The following is a 17,906-nucleotide window of genomic DNA, read 5'->3' as shown; positions in this document are numbered from 1 at the left end:
GCATCATGGTGGTCTACAACGACCTGCACGACTGCCGCGTCGACCAGTGGACCAAGGCGGCCGACGACTGGGCGAAGCTCGCAAAGGACGCTCACACTGCCGCCGACGACCTGCGGAACCAGGGCAGGAAGCCGCTGGACGAACACTGGACGGACGCAGTCGGCAAGCAGGCCGCGAAGCGGCTTACGGACATCGCCACGCGGCTCGAAGCAGGTGGTGACATCATCAAAGGCGTCACCATGGTCGTCGACGGGCTGACCTCCTCGATGGACTTGGCACAACGGACGTTGAACCACGCCATCGACCTCGTCAACGAGTACGGGCTGCGCATCGAGAGCGGGCGCGCCGTGGGTACGTACACCGGCAACGCACCGACCGGACCCGACGTGCCGCAGAACGTACGCGACGCGTACACCAAGGAGTGCAGGCAACTCGACGAGGTCAACGGCCTCATCGACGAGGCGCTGCGCCAGGCGACCCAGGCCGACGAGAAGGCATCCGCCGAACTCGACAAGCTGGCCACGGACATCGACGTTGCCGATCCGGTCAAGGCACTCAACGAGGTGCAGAACGAGGCCTCGCATACGCAACTCGACATGCTCCAGGCGGACATCCCCACCGGGAAGGATCCGCACCTGGTGCGCGAGTGGTGGGACGGGCTCTCGCCGCAGGAGCACAAGACGCTGATGTTGGCGGAGCCGGTGGCCCTCGCCAATCTCAATGGCATTCCGGACAGCGTGAAGCAGGAACTCCGCGGCACGGATGGCAAGCTCGACCGCGTCAAGCTGGTGCAGTACGCGCTCGACCACTGGAACACGCCGGATAAGGAGAAGTTCGACAACAACTGCACCAACTTCGTGTCCAGTGCCCTGGAGGTCGCCGGCATGCAGCCCAAGTCCGACTTCTGGACCGGCTACATGGGCGACGACACCTGGGGGCACGAGAGCGGCACTGGCTGGGACTGGCTGGACCAGCGAGCGTACTACTCCAAGAGTTGGGCGTCGGCCGGCCATCTCCAGGACTTCCTGCTCAAGCACGGCGCCGAGGACGTTCCCGCGTCCGATGTGCGTCCGGGCGACATCATCTTCTTCGAGCAGGACGAGCCGGCCGAGGGCCGGGCCCCTGGGACGACCCACCATGCCGCAGTGGTGACGGCGGTGACACCCGATGGCGACATCCGGTACACCCAGCACACCGACTCGTACCAAAACGTAAGCCTGGACGGCCGGATGCCCCATGAGATCGAGGCGGAGGGCCAGCAGAAGATCCGCATTGTTCGCCCGAAACCGGACTGGTACTGATGAGCACAATGACTGAGCAGACGGCCCGACCCTCCACCGCTTGGCGCATGGGGGTCCTTGCCGTGCCGCTGTTCGCCGCGGTGGCGGCCGTGTGCTTCGTCGCACATGTGTCGTTGGCCAACGACCACTCGGCGCAACAGGCGGCGAGCTGCACGTGGCTGTCGCTTTCCTGGACGGTCTACGCGACGGCATACGGCGCTGTGCTACTCGCCGTTGCCGCTGTCGCCGTGCACTTCGGGATGTTCCGGCGGGCGAAGCGCAACCAGCAGAACGCCACGGCCGTCTGGCAGGGCTGGCTGTCGCTGCTCGGGGCGGCGGTGGCGATCCTCTGCGTCCTGGCCGGTGGGATCGCGGTTGTGCTGACACACGTGGAGGCGGCCGACCTCGCGGGCAAGATCGGTACGCACCTGTGCGAGGGCTAGATCCAACGCCGTGACTCTGTTGGCGATCTTTCGAGGGGTACTGACGGCGGGGGTTGGTCGGTGCTTCGCTGAAGGAGCGCGGGGTGGCCTCGGGCTCCGGGGGGTGGGTGCGGTGTCGCCAAGGCCGTCGAGGGCATCACCATCACGGTCCTGGCCACCACGCTGCCGCGCCTGCAGCGCGGTGAGCCGTGGTACGAGATCGGTGTCGATGCCCCCTACCGTCGGCGTGAGCGCTACCCGCAGGCGGTCCGCCGCTGAACGCGCAGGGTGGTACTGCGGAGATGGATTCGCTGATGCCTTCTTGATGTCGCCCAGGCCTCGTTGAGGCGTCCTGACCTGCCGTGGTGAGTTTCCGTACGGGCAACTCACCATCGGCGGTTCTGCACTCACCACGACAAGCCGCAGAACTCACCACCGCAGGTGAGCCACAAGGCGCGCGCCCGGGCGGTGAATCGATCTTGCCGCCGACTGACAGCCCGTCAGGATCTCCAGGCCGAGGCGTAGGGGGGCCGCGGATCGTGTGGAGGGCAAAGCCCCGGCGCCCGTCGGGGCCGGGTCACGCCAGAGCTATCAGCAGGACGGGGCGGCGACGAGGGTGAATACGGTCAGTGCCGGGCGGAGGCTGCGGCAAGGCCCGGCACCGACCGCGACCAGGGCAACGCTGAGCACTGCCACCAGGACCAGGACGCCGAGCCATGCCACGATGCGCTCGGACGCGCCGACTGCCCGGGCAGTCCAGGTGACCGCGCGGCCCACCACGAGACAGGTTCCGGCGGTCAGCAGTGCCCAGACCGCGCGGGCCGCCCACTTGGTCGTGGGGTCGGCGCTGTCGAAGGCGTGGTGCAGGCAGGTCCACAGCCGGAGCGAGTGCCGACGCAGCCAGGTGCTCATCGGGCTAGTGTGCTGACAGGCCGGGCTGGCTTGCCGGTGTTTGCGGCAAGACGCCCGTGGTCGCAGGCCAAGGGGCAAAGCTCGTGTGGTCGCCCGGCAACATCCCCCGCGCCGTTCCCCGCAACATCCCCGGCATCCTTCCGGCGATGCCCAGCGGGTTTCCGCTGGTCAGAAGCAGCTTTTCAGCATTGCTAAACGCTGACCTCCCCTCGATGACCGCCCCGTACCGCAACAGGTGGAGAAGGAAAGGAGTGTGGTGGTGGGCGGGCGGTGGTCTTGGGGAAGCCGGACGTGCGCTGCGCGTTGCTCTCAGAGTGGGCGTCGGCCGATGGCCGCCGCGGTGCGGCAGGGGCGCCGCTTGGGTGGATTCTGTCGGCCGCTCAGACCGGAGCTGCTGCCTTCGCTAGCGCGGCGAGCGGAGAGCGCCGGCCTTTGCCGACCCTGCGCAGATGCTCCCAGTCGACCTCGGCCCGGGCGGAGGGCAGGACATCCACGTCGGCGGTGCGGTAGAGCGGGACGTCGACAGCCCCGGCCCGGCTCGTGCCGAAGCGGACCTCGATTGACTGCGGCGAGCGGATCCACCCGAGCCGCACCATCCAATCGAACTCAACCCTGCGCCAGGCCAGCGGGTTCGCGGAGTCCTGAAGGGGAAATCCAGGGAACCGGAGGGAGGTTCCTCACCCAGAGGCAGAGTAGCCCGTGGGTTTGGCTTCGTTCACTTTACCCGGGCAGCGTCACTGCGTTGCCCATCCCACTCGTCGACCTGCTCCGCTGATCGACGCGATCGTTCCGCGGAAATGAAGCCGCACTGTCTGCCGCAGAGCTGACACCATGCGGTGTCATGGCAGATGACAGCACCAGTGAGTTTCAGGCGGGCCAGACGGCACTCATCGTCCGGATCCCGCAGGCGGAACCATCCGTCCGCAGGTGGCGTGAACGGTTCGACCCCTCAGCCTGGGCCGGGGTCCCAGCCCACATCACCGTGCTCTTCCCGTTTCTCGACGAGAGCCGAATAGATGCGCTCGTCCACTCCGCACTCACGGACGTGCTGGGCAGCCGCCAGGCCTTTGACCTGTGGTTCGAGAGATGCGGACGGCTTCCGGGAGTGCTCTACCTCGTCCGTGAGCCTGACATGCAGTTGCGGCAGCTAACGGAGGCGATCGCTGATCGTTGGCCTGAGGCTCCGCCGTATGGCGGCCGATTCGCCGAGATCGTGCCGCACCTGACCATCGCTCAAGGTCAGGAAGACGTCGTCTTGGAGGAGCTCGAGGCCGACCTCGCGGGCAGGCTCCCGTTCACCTCCCACGTCTCGTCAGTTGAGCTCATAGCTCACGACGGCACAAAGTGGCAGGAACGGGCGTCGTTCGCGCTCCGAGAATGAAGCGGGTCAAGAAGGCCTGACCGGGCCGCTGCCCGTTGGGGTACTGGCCCAGCAGAGGGCTCCGGTCAGCTGGCTTCAACGTCCTCGGCGCGCGCCCGGGCCGACCACTCGCCAGCGAGCACTACGCCCATTCGATGCCTAGTTGGGCGAGGGCGGTTCGCTGTGGTTCGGTGAGTTTGTTACGCCTTGTCTTGTTGTTGCTCATAAATACGCCTAGTTTGATGCACACGGGCGCTGCCTCGCCTTCGACCGTGATTGTCTCTGCATGCCCTCTGGGTACGCGGTGGTGGCCTTCGCGGGCGATGTATTGGGCGAGGGCTGCGATGCCTCGTTGGAAGGCCGCTGGCACCTTCTCGGCAGCCTTAACTGTCGGCGCGGGGGTGGGCGGCCGCTCAGTGGGCGTCACGCCCAGTGCGGACAGTCGCTGTTGCTGTTCTGCGGATAGTTCTGTCTAGTTGTTCGATTGCCGTTGTTTCCATCGTCCTAGGTCGTCGCCTTCGAACTGGACGCCGGGTTGAATGTCGGGCAGCGTGCCGTCGGTGTCGACGAGGTCGGCGAGGACCCGGTAGTGGCGTTGCCAGTCCAACGACCAGGGGCAGTCCCAGTCCGGGTCGATCTCGGCCAGTTGCGCGGCCCGCAGCGCGACACGCTCAGGATCCTTGCCCAGACCGTCTTTCCGGCGGAGGTTGGCCATGTGCTGCCCGACGGGCGCCAGCTCACCATCGGCGTCCCCCCACACGGCGTCTTGCCGCGGAGCCAGGTGCCCGTGCGCGCGGTGGTAGGAGCGTAGGACGGCGAGTTTGGTCTCCCAGGCTTCCTCGCCGGGCTCCCACACCATCCCTTCCTCGTCCAATTGTTCTTTGCGGTGGGCTCCAACTGGCCCGCGCGGTACGCGCGCCGCTGCTGGTGGACCCAGCGCCCCACCGGAAACATGCCGACTCCAGCTGGACTTCGCTGTCATAGGGCACGGCGTGCACCCCGGTGATCCCGTGTTCGGCGCGCCAGCGGCGCAGGGCTTGGAAGCCTTCGAGCCATACGGTGCTGTCGGGTCGGATGACGCGGGAGCGTACGAATGCGGCGATGGTGGCCGGGTCGCGCGGGCTGGCGAAGTTCAGCAACGCCGACTCCACGCCCTCGATCTTTTCTTCCTCCCGGCTCCCACCCTCACCCTCGCCGGTCGAGGCGCCGATGATGTTCCCCTCGGCGTCCCGCTTGACGTGCACTTTCCGCTGCCCGCTGCTCAGCGCCCGGTTGGCGAGTTGCTCGATCAGATGCTGCGAGTAGCTGCGCAGGCCCTGGAGGATGTCGATGAGGGGCTGGTAGCTGGCGGAGGCGAGCATGTTTTGCGGGTCTTCGCCGGGGGGCCAGGACGACGGGGATGATGATGTGGGCGACCTTGGTGGTGCCGTCCGGAGTCGGACGCAGCGCCCGGCCGATGGCCTGCACGATGTCGACTTGGGAGGTGCGGGTCGGCGAAGCACACGGCTTCGACGCCGCGTCCACGAGCCACACCAGGGACCATCCCCGCGCAAGGTCACCGTCGACGCCCAGGGCCACGAGCCCACCCTGAACGTGGGGGAGTGGGACGAGGTGGTCGACGTCAGCATCCACTTCGACACCGATGAAGCCGACCTCGAAAGCTTGGGCGGCGCCATCGAAGACGAACCGGAGGAGATGCCCATCTCCGCCGCAGGCCCCGGCTGGTACCGCTTGCGGGTCTATGCCCGCGGCCGCGACCAAGGCGCTGAAGCCATCGACCTCGACATCGACGACGACCCGGTCGAGGAATACCTGATCCAGTCCTGGCCCGCACCCCAGGCACCAGAAACCCACCACAAGATGACCGACGCCCACGGAGCCGAAGTCCGCGCCCGAAGGTAAGCCCTCACGCTGCGGCTCGGTGATTGACGGCCAGCGGTTCCCCTCGGCCACACAGACCGAGGCGGACCGCACCGTACGGCGCCGCTTCAGCTTCCGCAGGTGCCCTTCAACACGCTGGCCACCCACGGCGACCGTGCTGCGAGCGGGAGAACAGACGGCGTTGGTCGTTCTCCCCGCTTGGCACAGCGGAAACGTGCTGGCCCCCTGTGGCGACATGGGAGCTGAGTCGCATCACCTGTAGGGTCCGGGTCTTGCTGCGCACTGTCGGCGGATGATGCGCAGTGAATGCGCAAATCCGCGCTTCGATGCGCACTGGCTGCGGACGGTAGTGGCCAGTTGGCGATCACTTCTGGTCTTTCGGGAGAGAGTGTCTGGGCAAACGAGCAAGAGGCGCGTGCTTTCATACGGCGGGCGCGGACAGGGGACGCTGAACCTCCAGGACGATCGCCGTTCCGGCCACGGATCGGTCCTCGTGCATGGTGATCACTTGGCCGGGCCGAAGGTGCCGCCACTGCGAGGGGTCAAGGGGTGCGAGTCGCACCGAGGATCGTCCACCGGGCTCCAGGAAGGGCGTGAACTCCACCCAGAGCCGGGCAATGTTGAGGGCCGCCTCGCCGGTCGCGGTTCGATTGCCGATGTCCCACATCGGTCGCAGGATGCCAGCTCCGGGAATCGGGGTCTGCCGTCGGGCTTCGGCGGCCGGCCGGAGAGTGAGGTCGGCCCGGATGATCCCGTTGCGAGTTTCATAGCACCGCCAGTGACACCAGGCCGCGCTCTTCTCCAGCCGCAACTGCTCGGCTGCCGTGGCCAGGAGCTCCCAGAAGCTGAGTGGGAGCGGGCGTACGTCGCCGAGTTCCTCCAGCAGCCCGAGGGCTACCTCCCACTCGTCCTGGGTGAGGTACCCCCAGACGTCGTTCACCATGATGTCGTTCTCGGTGGCGATCTCTTCGGGGACCAGCAGGGAGGCCGCCTCCAGCAGCTTGGGGACGTCCATGCCCTGATTCTGGACCCCCGGCTATGAAGCGATCGGCTTACGCCCCTCTCCATGCGCCGGTCGCACATCCGACCTCGAAGTGCCACCAGCCCTCGTCCTGGCCGCGAACGAGGAGCTGTTTGATCTGGCTCAGGTCAGAGTCGGCCGGCACGTTGAAGCCCACCAGCGGGAACTCGTCGCTGAATGCTTCGCCTCCCAGCCCGAAGGGCGCCATTCGCTGGTGGACGGCCTGGGCGCTTCGTCCCAACGGGCCGTTGGGAAGCGGAAGAACGCGGATCGTGCAGTTGCCCGACGCCGACACCCGTTCCTTGGCCCAGTGACGACCGTCAGCGTCGGTGGTGAAGCGGACGACGTCACCTTCGGCGACTCCGTCCTGCAGGAAGGGAACGTTCTCCACGCGGGCGGTGTCGTCGCTGATTCGCGTGGCCCAAAGCCCCTCGGTGTCGTGCGGGAGCCAGCCTTCACGAGGAACGAACCGGAACCAGATCTTGATGCGCTGATGCCCGACCGTGTTCGGCTCTGGCTCTGTCGTCGACGTCATGGCAGACATGTTCGCGCATCTGGATCTTCGTGCCGAACGTGACAGGTAGTCGGTCCCAGTGCCGATGCTGACCCGAGTTGTGGGAGCATCCGGCTATGCATTTGATCACCGACGGAGCGACGCCCGTTCCGTGCATGGTGCTCGTGGATGAACTCGACACTGATGCCGGATACGCCTTTGAGCTGGATCAGCCGCTCTTCTTGGCAGTTGGTGATCGGATCAGCTTCGAAGACGGTGGCCTCACCGTCGCCCGCGCCAATGGCGAGCAGGTCCGGCCCGCCGGCTGCTGGTCCACACGCTGCAGGCTCCGATACCGACGACCGGTGGCGGCCTCTATGTCACCTCGCGCCCAGAGACCACGATGACGCACACCTGGGTGACCTCGATGGGCGGGCCTCTGATCGTGGTGCCCGAGTCTGCCTGCCACCTCTGGGGCGGCGCTCCACGAAACTACCCGGACGATGAAGGCGACTACGGCCGCGCCTGCGCGGTCGAGGACCTCATTGGCCTCATCGACGTCGGTCCGCCCAAGGCGCTGGTCCTCGGGGACGATCCGGCAGCGGCTACGTTCCTCCCGGGACATGGCGTCATCGTCCGTGAGATCGCCGGCGATCCTGACGTTGACTACGAGCCCATCGTCGCTCGACTCCTGCCCGATGTCACATGGGACCCAGAGCTCTCCTGGGACGTCCGGGAGCCGGTGATCCTCTTCGATTCCGTTCACGCCTCATCGGAGATCGCCAGCGGGGAACACCTCCGCATCGAGCTTTCGCCAGGGCGCTACTCCGTTGGGGCCGCCTACACCGAGATCCCTGGGGAGGCGTCTCTGATCCTCATCCGTCTCACCTTGGACGCCGGAGCCATCTGACGGCCGCACCGAGTTCGGTCACATTCCGTATGCAGCTCCCCACCCGGGAAGACAGCGATTGCGCAGCAACCACCGACGGGGCCAGTGCTCACTTCACCCGGATTCCGACGTTTCCGCAGGAACCGGTGCGCACCGAGTCGCGGGCCCTACATCACCGCTTAGGTGAGGATCTGAAGGGCCGGGAGGCCGTGGCCCGGCTTTCCTGACCAGGACGCGGGAAGGGGCGGCCGGTGTACCCGGCCCCCCGCCTCCCCCCGCTGCTGGAAAGTCGAGCGAACGATCGGCTGGTGCATGAATGCCCGCCGCAACGCACGCGACTACGAACGACTGCCCCAGCACTTCGAAGCACACCTGAACTGGGCACTCATCACCATGATGATCCGGCGCCTTACTCGCAAAAGCCCCCGCACCAGCAGTTGGACGAAGAACCCCACCCGCTGACCTGGCCGGGCTGGTGTTTTTGGCAACCGAGCAGCACCTGTGCGAGCCTGCTGCCACTCCTCCGAAAGGGCTGTGATGCTCGGCATGGTTGTCTGGGACGTCCGCTCTCGCGCTTCGACCCGAGAGCGGTAAACGGCCACTTGCCTCAACGTGCACGCCTGTCCGATGGACAGGCGTGGGTTCAGTCTGCTCCTTGTCGAAGTGCTCTTCGTGCCCCTGCACGTTCGACCACGAGGAGTACGTGGTGTCCACCATCCACTGGACCGAAGGCCAAACCGACCAGTCCGCCCGCTGGCATTCCGAGAACGCCGCCCCTCTTCCACAGCGAACCGTCGTCGCTGACGACGGGATGAAGGCCAAAGACGCCTACCGCCAGGCATGCGAGGGAACGGCGCTGCTCTGGCAAGGCGACTTCCACAACGCCCGGCAACTGTTGCAGGCGATGGGCCGCCGGATCAACCGCAAACTGCCCAGGTCCACCACTTCCCCGAGCGACGCCTTCGACCTGCACCGACGCGGCAGCAGTCACCGTGCCTGTGTCCTTGGAAAGCTCTTGGTGCTGCTGGACGACGACTACACCCTGGCGTTGCGCCGGGCTCCCGACGTCCGCCAGGCGTGTCTGGATGCCTACGGCCCCCCAAAGGGACCCATGGCGGTCTCACTCCGGGAACTTCTGGGAGTGATCGGCGCGAGCCAGTGGCGCTTGAGAGGGGTCGATGTGCCGGCGCTCGGCACCCGCGTCCACCCGCACTACGGCGTGTTCGCGCCCATCAGGGGCGAGTACGTCAACCTGGTCGCCCACACGCCGCTGCCACCGGCGACACGGCGTAGGCCCGCCACCAGTACAGCGTTTGATCTCGGCACGGGAACCGGCGTCCTTGCTGCGGTCCTGGCCCACCGCGGAATCAGCCGCGTCGTCGCCACCGACATCAGCCCACGCGCCCTGGCCTGCGCCAGGGACAACGTCCGCCGGCTCGCACTGAGCGACCGTATCGAGGTATCGGGCCCCGGCCTGTTCCCCGAAGGCCGCGCCGACCTCATCGTCTGCAACCCGCCCTGGATCCCCGCCTGTCCGACCAGCCCCATCGAGCAAGGCGTCTACGATCCGGACAGCACCATGCTCCACAGCTTCCTCGCTGGGCTGTCGGCCCACCTCCGACCAGGCGGCGAGGGCTGGCTCATCCTGTCCGACCTGGCAGAACACCTCGGACTCCGGACGCGTCAAGAACTGCTCGACGCCGTCCAGGCAGTACACCTCCGCGTTGTGGACAAGATCGACATCAAGCCCTGGCACCCACGCTCCAAGGACGCCACTGACCCACTCCACACAGCACGCAGCGCCGAGACCACGTCCCTATGGCGTCTGATCACAACAGAATGAACGGCACCCGGATCACGCAACGGCATCTAGCCTCCCAGTTCACCAGGTGAGCACATCCCGTGGGTGACTTCGTCGCGCCCACGGGATGACCCGGTTCCTCGCCAAGCCCGGCCTCGGGGATCAATAGAACCGTGATTGGCGCTGAGATTGATCAAGGTGTGCCAAGCCGTAGGGCTGCTGGTCGCCTGTGCTGCCACCTCAACACCCCGCCGATCCAGCAGGTACTGGCCGAGTCGAAGTGGGCCGACCGCCTCACCGACGCCGACCGCCTGGGCCTGGCCCCGCCGTTCTGGACGCACGTGAACCCGTACGGTCGGCTCGACTGGGAGCGCCGGGGCTGAGAGTGGATCGTCGGTGCCCGCGGCACAAGGAGCCAGCGGAAGCTCGGAGCGAGGAGGGGGATCGCTGTCGGAGCGTCGTATTTGCCCAGGTCGTCGCCATAGGGCGCCGCGCTGGCGGCTGACGGGAACAGGTAAGTCAAGCCTTACTTTCTCGGTAATTCGGCTGCATAGTGGGGAGCCTTAACGAGGAGAGGCTGGCCACGGCTGCGGTTCAATGACGGGGATGCTGTGCGCGAGGTCCGGGCGGAGCAGGTGCATGTGGGTGCCGCGTACCGGCTGCTGGACGAGCGGCTGGCCGAGGCGCGGGTGCAGTTGGCGGACGTGCTGAGGAGCGGGGCTGCGGCTCCGGCTGGGGTGCAGGAGCGAGAGGCTGCCGTCGGGCGTCTGGCCGGGCGCATCCGGCAGATGGAGGGGGCCGAGGAGGGGCTGGTGTTCGGCCGGATCGATGCGGTGGATGGCACGCGGTTGCACCTGGGGCGGATCGGTCTGCACACCGAGGGGTACGAGACGCCGATGGTGGTGGACTGGCGGGCGGAGGCGGCGCGGCCGTTCTACGAGGCGACGCCGCTCCATCCGATGGGGTTGCGCCGCCGCCGCCACCTGCGGGTCGAGGGCCGCCGCGTGCAGGCGGTGAGCGACGAGATCCTGGACGGCTCGGCCCCGGCAGCCGACGACGTCGTGGGCGACGGGCCGCTGGTGCAAGTGCTCGCAGCCGGGCGGACCGGACGGATGCGCGCTGCGGTAGCCACCCTGCAGGCCGAGCAGGATGTGATCGTGCGCTCGGCGCACCGTGGGGTGACGGTGGTGCAGGGCGGCCCCGGCACGGGCAAGACGGTGGTCGCGCTGCACCGGACCGCCTACGTCCTGTACGCCTTCCCGCGCGCCGCCGAGCAGGGCGTGCTGGTCCTGGGCCCGAACACGCGCTTCCTCGACTACATCTCCCAGGTCCTGCCCTCCCTCGGCGAGAACGACGTGGTCCTGGCCACGTGTACCGACCTCGCACGGATCACCGCTGTCGTTGAGGCGCCCGAGACCGCGCGCCTGAAGGGCCGGAAGGAAATGGCCGACGCGCTCGCAGCCGCGGTCCGCTCCAACCAGGCCCCGCACTGCTGTTTCGCCGCCCGGGTCGGGCGGGAGCTGGTCCGCCTCCCACTGGAGGATGTGGCCAGAGCGCGGGAGGCGGCCGTCACGAGCGGTCTGGCGCACAACCCGGCCAGGGAGCTGTTCAAGCACCACCTTGTCGAACAGGTTACAGACGCTCTGGAGCGCGCCACGGCCGCTGCCCTGGAAGCCATCGACACCGAGGCCGCGGAGAGCACCGGCCTGGATCTCGACCAGGCTGTCGAGGCCGATTTGCGCTCCCTCGGCCTCGACAGCACACCGACCACGGCGCCGGCCGTGGAGTTCGACGCGGACGCCGTCCGAGCGGGCCTCCTCGACGACCCCCATTTTGACCACGCCGTGGAGGAGCTCTGGCCTCATCTGACTCCGGACGGCGTCGTCGATGCTCTCCTGACCGACGCCGAGGCGATGACCCACCGCCTGCCCGCACTGACCGATGGAGAGCGAGAACAACTCCTGCGAACCCCCGGTGCCAGCTGGAGCGACGCCGATGCGGCCTTGCTGGACGAGGCCGCTGCCCTCGTCCAGGGCCCGCCCGGGCGCACCTTCGGGCACCTTGTCGTCGACGAGGCCCAGGAACTGACCGCCATGCAGTGGCGCATGGTCCTGCGCCGCTGCCCCTCGCGGTCCATGACCCTGGTCGGCGACTTCGCCCAGGCCGGCCCCGCCACGACAGCGCACACCTGGGACCAGGCGCTGGGGCCGCACCTGGGCACCCGGTACAAGCTGCACACCCTGACCGTCAGCTACCGCAGCACCCACGAGATCCTCTCCACCACCCGGGACCTGCTCGCCCGCATCGCGCCCGACCAGCCACCGAGTCGCGCGATCCGGCACGGCCAAACCCCTACCGAGCTCACCGCTTCCCGAGACCGACTCACCGACGTCCTGGTAGCCGAACTCCAAGCCCAGACAGCGGCACACCCGGGCGATCTCATCGCGGTGGTCTGCGCGGACACCCGCACAACCGCCCTGGCTGCCGCCGGGATCGGGCGGTGGGCCCGGATCGTCCCGGTCTCCCAGGCACGCGGCCTGGAATTCGACACCGTGCTCCTCATCGACCCGCCAGAGATCGCTATGGCCCACCCCGGCGGCGAACGCGACCTCTACGTCGCCCTCACCCGCGCCACGAAACGGCTCTGCACCATCGCCGTACAGTCAGCGCGAGCGGACCGCTCGCCCCGCGCCACACCGGGGCGCCATCACGGTCACGAGCCCCTATAGGGCTCACCACGGCCGCGCGGGACCCAGAAACCCAGGGCTACCCCCGGGGCCATGGCAAACCGGCCCCACGCGGCTGCGCAACTGGTGACCAGCGGGTGTCAGACCCACCTGCCACCATCGTGTCCAGGATTGGCCTCGAAGACGTACTTCACATGCCAAATGGAACCCTTGCGACCGACAATGCCCAGCTTGTCCGCGCCGCAGTCCGGCAGGTTCTCGGCACGCACCGCTCCCAAGATTGATGCGACGAGCTCCCCTGGGACATTTACGTCGAAGGCGCGCATATGCGGGATAGGAAGCGACCAGGCTCTCGCTGCCCTCCCCAAGGCCGCGGCGACGGGCTTCGGCCGAACCCGGGAAGCCTGTGGCAGCTGGTTCGCCCGACTTCCTAACTCTCACAGCGGCAACTGGGCCGTGCTGCCCCGCTGACCGGCGAGGAATGCTGGCGGTTTGCCATACATGTCCGCGGGCGTGACAGCGCCAGCCGCGAGGAAGAGTACGAGATCCTCGCCTGGCCAGCGGGAGGTGCGGTACTTGGCCACCCTGGACTGCGACGTGCTCGCGGTCCAGGACAGCGACCTGCGCATCGTCGCCTGCACCGCCGAGCCCGGCAGCGACAGTGCGAACCGGCTCAGCGTGCTCCGCGCCTCCCGCCATGCGACAGCAGCCGAACGCAGCGCCCGGCCTCGGTACCTCGCAGCCCGTCGTCCGGCTTGCTGCCGAGTGACTCGCCGTCATGTAGCTGGAGTTAGCGCAGGCGGTGAGCGGGCCGCTGCTGTCAACGCCGGGTTCAAGCCGACACTTGAGTGCGGTCCGCCCCTCGCGCCGCAGCGCCGCTGATCACTTGCCGGACTGACTGCCGCTCAGCCGGGTGAACGGGGCTGTCCAAGCAGCTACGGGACAGCCCCCAGCTGTTGCTCGATGATCTCGACAGCACGGCGAGTTCCGTCGGCTGCTCGTACTTCTTTCCGTAGCTTTTCTACGTTGGCTGTGATCCGGCTGTTCGAAGCAAGGTCGAGAACGGCTTCGCGTAGTGCTGGCGCGCTACGCGTATCGCACAGCTTCCGACCGATACCAAGTCGAGTAATGGAGTCGGCATTGGTGAATTGGTCGAGCGCTTGCGGTACGGCCAGCATGGGCACGCCACTCCATATGCCTTGCACGGTGCTACTCATTCCAGCGTGAGTGACAAAGACATCCGCCTGTTGTAGAACCGCCAGTTGCGACAGCCAGCGATGCAGGGGGTGGTTGGCCAAGCCTCGCAGTCCGGCGGTGAAGATGTCGGTCCGGAAGTTTCTCGCAAGCTCGTCGGCGTGGCCTGGTCGCAGTCGAAGTTCACCGACCAACCGAAGTAGGGGGAGCTGACGATGCCATAAGTCAGGGACCGTGCGTGGTCGTCCAGTGCCAGGAGGGACTCCACCACGGTCTGCCCGTCGGCCATGGACAGAGTGCGGACGCAACCGACACGGTCGGGTGCTTGTGCGTCCGACAGGACACAATCGGCGACGGCCGGCTGCCAGATGGCCAGGCCACCGAAGTCGCGGACCACGAGCCACACCTTGGTGACCTGGGCCGGGATGACAGCGCTGACGAATGCTTCGGGCATGAAGGAACTCCGGTTTTGAGGTCGAGGAAGCTGCCATGGCTGCCGTGACGGCTTCCTCGACGTGCCCGGGATGAGGACGGCAGAGGCGGCATCGGAGTGCGGTCGGCAGCGCAGTGACTGGAGACAGCACCGACGCTACGAGCGCGGCCGCGGGCGTGGGAGGGTGTGCTGCGGCTATCCGTGGAGCGTGCTCGGCTGTCATGTTCGGATGGGTGCAGCGCACCCACGCCCCGGCGTCCGTCCGCGATTAGCGTGGCTGTCATGGAAAGCGTGAACGAACTCGGCGACTACCTGCGAGCCCGCCGGGCGGCGGTCGCGCCGGCGGATGTCGGCCTGCCCGACGACGGGTCGCGGCGGGTGCCGGGGCTGCGGCGGGATGAAGTGGCGCTGTTGGCCGGGATGAGCACGGACTACTACATCCGGTTGGAGCAGGGCCGTGAGCGGCACCCGTCCGAGCAGGTGCTGCGGGCGATCGCCGGGGCCCTGCGGTTGAGCGACGCGGCGGCCACCCATCTCTTCCGGTTGGGCCTGTCCGTCTTCGGCACGGCGGCTGCCACGACCAGCGTCGCTCCGCAGTTGCTGCGGTTGATGGACGGCATGTGTGAAGTGCCGGCCTTCGTGGTCGGGGCGGCGCAGGACGTGCTGGCGGCCAACGCGATGGCGCGGGAGCTGTACGGAGGTTTCGCCCGGTACGACAACCTGCTGCGAATGATCTTCCTCGATCCCTTCGCGCGCGAGTTCTACGCCGACTGGGACCATGCGGCGCGGATCGCGGTGGGCAACCTGCGGGCGTCCTCCTCGCAGTTCCCGCAGGACGAGCGGATCGAGCGGGTCGTCGGCGAACTGAGCGTGCGCAGCCCCGCGTTCACGGGCCTGTGGGCGCACTACGAGGTCCGTCCCCGTACGCACGAAGATAAGCACTTGCGGCACCCACAGGTGGGTGAGATACGTCTGCACTTCGAGGCACTCGCCGTCACCAGCGCCCCCGGACAGCACCTGTCCGTGTACAGCGCGGAACCCGGCAGCGCCAGCGCCGACGCCCTGGTCCTGCTCGGCCAGCTGTCCGAGCAGGAAGTGGTCCTGACAGACCAGGCCACCCCCGCAGAAGAAGGAGAATCCCGATCATGACTGCGTCGCTCTCCGACGCCGCCGGCACCTTCGAGATCGCCGGCAAGAAGGTCGCCCGTCTCGGTTTCGGCGCCATGCGCCTGACCGGACTCGGGGTGTGGGGTGAGCCCGACGACCGTCAGGAATGCGTGCGTGTGGTGCGCCGCGCCGTCGAACTCGGCGTACAGCTGATCGACACCGCCGACTCCTACGGCCCGTATGTGAGCGAGGAGATCATCCGGGAGGCGATCCATCCCTACCGCGACGACGTGTTGATCGCGACCAAGGCCGGGCTGACCCGCAACGGGCCCGACGTGATCAGAACCGACGAGGGACTGATGCGCCTCGGTCCAGCCGCGTGGCCGCCGGTGGGCCGCCCCGAGTACCTGCGCCAGCAGGCCCTGATGAGTCTGCGCCGGCTCGGCGTGGATCACATCGACCTGTTCCAGTTGCACCGCATCGATCCGAAGGTGCCGTTGGAGGACCAGGTCGGTGAGCTGAAGAGGCTCCAGGACGAGGGCAAGATCGTCGCGATCGGACTGTCCCAGGTCACTGTCGGCCAGATCCAGCAGGCCCGCACGATCGTGGAAATAGCCACCGTGCAGAACCGCTACAACCTCACCGACCGCAGCTCCGCTGACGTCCTGGAGTACTGCACCCGCCACGGCATCGGCTTCATTCCCTGGGCGCCGGTGGCCGCGGGCGAGCTGGCCCGCCCCGGCGGCCCGGTCGACCGGATCGCGACCGCCCACCACGCCGGCCCGTCGCAGGTGGCGCTGGCCTGGCTGCTGGCCCGCTCCGGCGTCGTCCTGCCCATCCCCGGGACATCCAAGGTCGCGCACCTGGAGGAGAACCTGGCGGCGGCGTCCCTGAGGCTGAGCGACGCGGAGGCCGACGAACTGACTGGCGCAGCGTGACAGCCGTCCCAGGAAGGCAGATCTCCTGCTCCTTCGCACCGTGAGCCGGCTGTTTCCCTGCCTCCTTCTCCCCTTCCCTGTCCCCACCGAAGAAAAGACGCTTGCCATGCTGCTGCCCTCCGACGAAGCGGGCCGAGGCCGCCCCGTCGTCCTGCTGCACGCCCGTCCCACCGACCGCACCATGTGGGGCGCCCACCTTCCCCTGCTCGCCGATGCGGGCCTGCGGGCTATCGCCCTGGACCTGCCCGGCCACGGCGACGCGCTCGTGCCCGCCGACCGCGAGGTAGCCCCCTGGACGGACGTACTCGACACCCTCGACCACCTCGGGGCCGACCGCTTCGTCCTAGCCGGGAACTCCCTCGGTGCCCTGGTGGCACTCCAGGCCGCCGTCACGGCGCCCGAGCGGGTCGAAGGCTTGGTGCTCGTCGGGTATCGGCCCCACGACCAGCCGGCCTCTCCCCGTCTGCAAGCCGCCTGGGACGCCGAAAGAACAGCGCTCGCCGCCGGCGACCTCGACGCAGCCGTGACAGCCGGCGTCGAAGCGTGGACCTCCGCTGGCGCGACCGACGACGTACGCGCGCACGCGGCCCGCATGCTCCGCGGCCAACTCACCGAACAACTCGCCCACGGCGAGCCGTCTTTGGCAGCGGACCCGCTCGGAGAGGGAACGGCGGTGCTGCGCACGCTGACCGTCCCCGCCTTGGTCGGTGTCGGTGAACACGACATGCCCGACTTCTTCGAGGGTGGCGAAGGACTGGCCTGGGACCTCGACGCAGGCGAAACCGTGGTCATCCCCGCCGCGGGGCACCTCGCGCCGCTGGAACAACCCTCCGCGTTCTGCACCCTGCTACTGGACTTCGTCCGCCATCTCCCGGAGCGGTAACGCTGAACCGCGCACTCCGAGGTGGAGCCCTCTCTGCTGAACGACCAGGTGGCCCCACCATCCCAGGCTCCTCTCGGCAGGCCGGGAGGCTCGACGCGGTCTGTGCCGGATAAGTGAGGAGATCCACTGAGCAAGTGTGGGGACACCCCCGAGCAGGGAGTGGCCGCTTTCAGGAAGCGCCATCATCAGCGGGAGTGCGGCCTCCGCGCACGCTGACAGTGCCGACGCGGTGAGTGCAGCGGCGCCCGGCACGGTTCTCCAGGTCGGCCCGGCTGGCGGGGCGGTGGAGCGGCTGACAGGCGAGGAGCTGCCGGGGCTGGGTGTGCCGGTGGCGGCAAGTGGCAGCGGTGCTGGACTAGACAGTACGTCCGCACCCAGCCCTGTCCTCGCCTCCTAGCCGGCGTCGGCGGCCTCCTCAAAGGCGTCGGCACCGTTGTCGGCGGCGTCCCCGTTGCTGGCTCCATCGTCAAGCCCATCACCGACACTGTGATCGACAGTCATTTCTGATGGCTGGGCCGGTAGCGGGCGCTGGGGCGTGGGGGGTGTGAGACCCGGTAGCGGCGAAGGGGCGCTGGAGGACTTCGTCACCAGCCGCAACCGGATCG

18 protein-coding genes and 1 pseudogene are annotated in these 17,906 nt (G+C 67.8%); 12 read left to right on the top strand and 7 right to left on the bottom strand.

Annotated features, from left to right (window positions below):
- Nucleotides 1-5 precede the first annotated feature (5 nt).
- Nucleotides 6-1,301 carry an amidase domain-containing protein gene (locus O5O46_RS20570; RefSeq protein WP_269856985.1) on the top strand — a complete coding sequence of 432 codons (1,296 nt, stop codon included), beginning with the start codon at nucleotides 6-8 and terminating at the stop codon, nucleotides 1,299-1,301.
- Nucleotides 1,301-1,723, top strand: coding sequence for a hypothetical protein (locus O5O46_RS20565; RefSeq protein WP_269856984.1), 423 nt, complete (start codon nucleotides 1,301-1,303; stop codon nucleotides 1,721-1,723). Before O5O46_RS20570 ends, O5O46_RS20565 begins: the two co-directional genes overlap by 1 nt.
- Before the next feature lie 570 nt (nucleotides 1,724-2,293).
- Here the strand turns inward: O5O46_RS20565 and O5O46_RS20560 are convergent.
- Together O5O46_RS20560 and O5O46_RS20555 are read right to left on the bottom strand one after the other, a co-directional pair.
- Nucleotides 2,294-2,614 (bottom strand): hypothetical protein, encoded by a 321-nt coding sequence (locus tag O5O46_RS20560; protein WP_269856983.1) that lies wholly within the window; start codon nucleotides 2,612-2,614, stop codon nucleotides 2,294-2,296.
- Between the two features lie 380 nt (nucleotides 2,615-2,994).
- Complete coding sequence (locus O5O46_RS20555; RefSeq protein WP_269856982.1) at nucleotides 2,995-3,210, bottom strand: hypothetical protein; 216 nt, start codon at nucleotides 3,208-3,210, stop codon at nucleotides 2,995-2,997.
- Nucleotides 3,211-3,455: 245 nt separating this feature from the next.
- Between O5O46_RS20555 and O5O46_RS20550 the strand changes: the two genes are divergently transcribed.
- Nucleotides 3,456-3,995, top strand: a complete 540-nt coding sequence (locus O5O46_RS20550; RefSeq protein WP_269856981.1) for a 2'-5' RNA ligase family protein — start codon at nucleotides 3,456-3,458, stop codon at nucleotides 3,993-3,995.
- Nucleotides 3,996-4,116: 121 nt separating this feature from the next.
- Here O5O46_RS20550 and O5O46_RS20545 read toward each other — a convergent pair.
- Nucleotides 4,117-5,493: pseudogene (locus tag O5O46_RS20545) on the bottom strand (Helicase associated domain protein); the annotation flags it as partial.
- Between the two features lie 92 nt (nucleotides 5,494-5,585).
- On the opposite strand from O5O46_RS20545, the gene O5O46_RS20540 reads away from it, so the two are divergent.
- Nucleotides 5,586-5,876 (top strand): hypothetical protein, encoded by a 291-nt coding sequence (locus O5O46_RS20540; protein WP_269856980.1) that lies wholly within the window; start codon nucleotides 5,586-5,588, stop codon nucleotides 5,874-5,876.
- A 400-nt stretch (nucleotides 5,877-6,276) separates the two neighbouring features.
- On the opposite strand, the gene O5O46_RS20535 is transcribed toward O5O46_RS20540, so the two are convergent.
- Nucleotides 6,277-6,870: a hypothetical protein gene (locus tag O5O46_RS20535; protein WP_269856979.1), complete on the bottom strand. Its 594-nt coding sequence runs from the start codon at nucleotides 6,868-6,870 to the stop codon at nucleotides 6,277-6,279.
- 37 nt (nucleotides 6,871-6,907) lie between these two features.
- Nucleotides 6,908-7,411 carry a DUF4265 domain-containing protein gene (locus O5O46_RS20530; protein ID WP_269856978.1) on the bottom strand — a complete coding sequence of 168 codons (504 nt, stop codon included), beginning with the start codon at nucleotides 7,409-7,411 and terminating at the stop codon, nucleotides 6,908-6,910.
- Between the two features lie 376 nt (nucleotides 7,412-7,787).
- Between O5O46_RS20530 and O5O46_RS20525 the strand changes: the two genes are divergently transcribed.
- The 5 genes from O5O46_RS20525 to O5O46_RS20505 all read left to right on the top strand — a co-directional run bounded on the left by O5O46_RS20525 (nucleotide 7,788) and on the right by O5O46_RS20505 (nucleotide 12,788).
- Complete coding sequence (locus O5O46_RS20525) at nucleotides 7,788-8,279, top strand: Imm21 family immunity protein (RefSeq protein ID WP_269856977.1); 492 nt, start codon at nucleotides 7,788-7,790, stop codon at nucleotides 8,277-8,279.
- A 291-nt stretch (nucleotides 8,280-8,570) separates the two neighbouring features.
- Nucleotides 8,571-8,720: a hypothetical protein gene (locus O5O46_RS20520; RefSeq protein WP_443072581.1), complete on the top strand. Its 150-nt coding sequence runs from the start codon at nucleotides 8,571-8,573 to the stop codon at nucleotides 8,718-8,720.
- Nucleotides 8,721-8,964: 244 nt separating this feature from the next.
- On the top strand, nucleotides 8,965-10,101 hold the full coding sequence (locus O5O46_RS20515) for a class I SAM-dependent methyltransferase (protein ID WP_269856976.1): 1,137 nt from the start codon (nucleotides 8,965-8,967) through the stop codon (nucleotides 10,099-10,101).
- Between the two features lie 158 nt (nucleotides 10,102-10,259).
- Complete coding sequence (locus tag O5O46_RS20510; protein ID WP_269856975.1) at nucleotides 10,260-10,442, top strand: hypothetical protein; 183 nt, start codon at nucleotides 10,260-10,262, stop codon at nucleotides 10,440-10,442.
- A 228-nt stretch (nucleotides 10,443-10,670) separates the two neighbouring features.
- Entirely contained in the window at nucleotides 10,671-12,788 is a 2,118-nt protein-coding gene (locus O5O46_RS20505; protein ID WP_269856974.1) for a HelD family protein, read from the top strand.
- Nucleotides 12,789-13,681: 893 nt separating this feature from the next.
- Here O5O46_RS20505 and O5O46_RS20495 read toward each other — a convergent pair.
- A complete protein-coding gene (locus O5O46_RS20495) occupies nucleotides 13,682-14,044 on the bottom strand; it encodes a nucleotide disphospho-sugar-binding domain-containing protein (protein ID WP_269856973.1) in 363 nt (120 codons plus the stop codon).
- Nucleotides 13,960-14,394 carry an SRPBCC family protein gene (locus O5O46_RS20490; protein ID WP_269856972.1) on the bottom strand — a complete coding sequence of 145 codons (435 nt, stop codon included), beginning with the start codon at nucleotides 14,392-14,394 and terminating at the stop codon, nucleotides 13,960-13,962. The genes O5O46_RS20495 and O5O46_RS20490 overlap by 85 nt, the downstream gene beginning before the upstream one ends.
- Before the next feature lie 261 nt (nucleotides 14,395-14,655).
- On the opposite strand from O5O46_RS20490, the gene O5O46_RS20485 reads away from it, so the two are divergent.
- From O5O46_RS20485 to O5O46_RS20475, 3 genes are all read left to right on the top strand, one after another.
- On the top strand, nucleotides 14,656-15,522 hold the full coding sequence (locus tag O5O46_RS20485; protein ID WP_269856971.1) for a helix-turn-helix domain-containing protein: 867 nt from the start codon (nucleotides 14,656-14,658) through the stop codon (nucleotides 15,520-15,522).
- Nucleotides 15,519-16,418, top strand: a complete 900-nt coding sequence (locus O5O46_RS20480) for an aldo/keto reductase (protein ID WP_269856970.1) — start codon at nucleotides 15,519-15,521, stop codon at nucleotides 16,416-16,418. The genes O5O46_RS20485 and O5O46_RS20480 overlap by 4 nt, the downstream gene beginning before the upstream one ends.
- A gap of 106 nt (nucleotides 16,419-16,524) precedes the next feature.
- A complete protein-coding gene (locus tag O5O46_RS20475; RefSeq protein ID WP_269856969.1) occupies nucleotides 16,525-17,301 on the top strand; it encodes an alpha/beta fold hydrolase in 777 nt (258 codons plus the stop codon).
- Nucleotides 17,302-17,906 lie beyond the last annotated feature (605 nt).

This window comes from Streptomyces sp. RPT161, from assembly GCF_027533845.1.
Taxonomy (GTDB): domain Bacteria; phylum Actinomycetota; class Actinomycetes; order Streptomycetales; family Streptomycetaceae; genus Streptantibioticus_A; species Streptantibioticus_A silvisoli_A.
The sequence above is the reverse complement of the archived record's forward strand: the minus strand, read 5'-3'. Positions and strand labels throughout refer to the sequence as shown.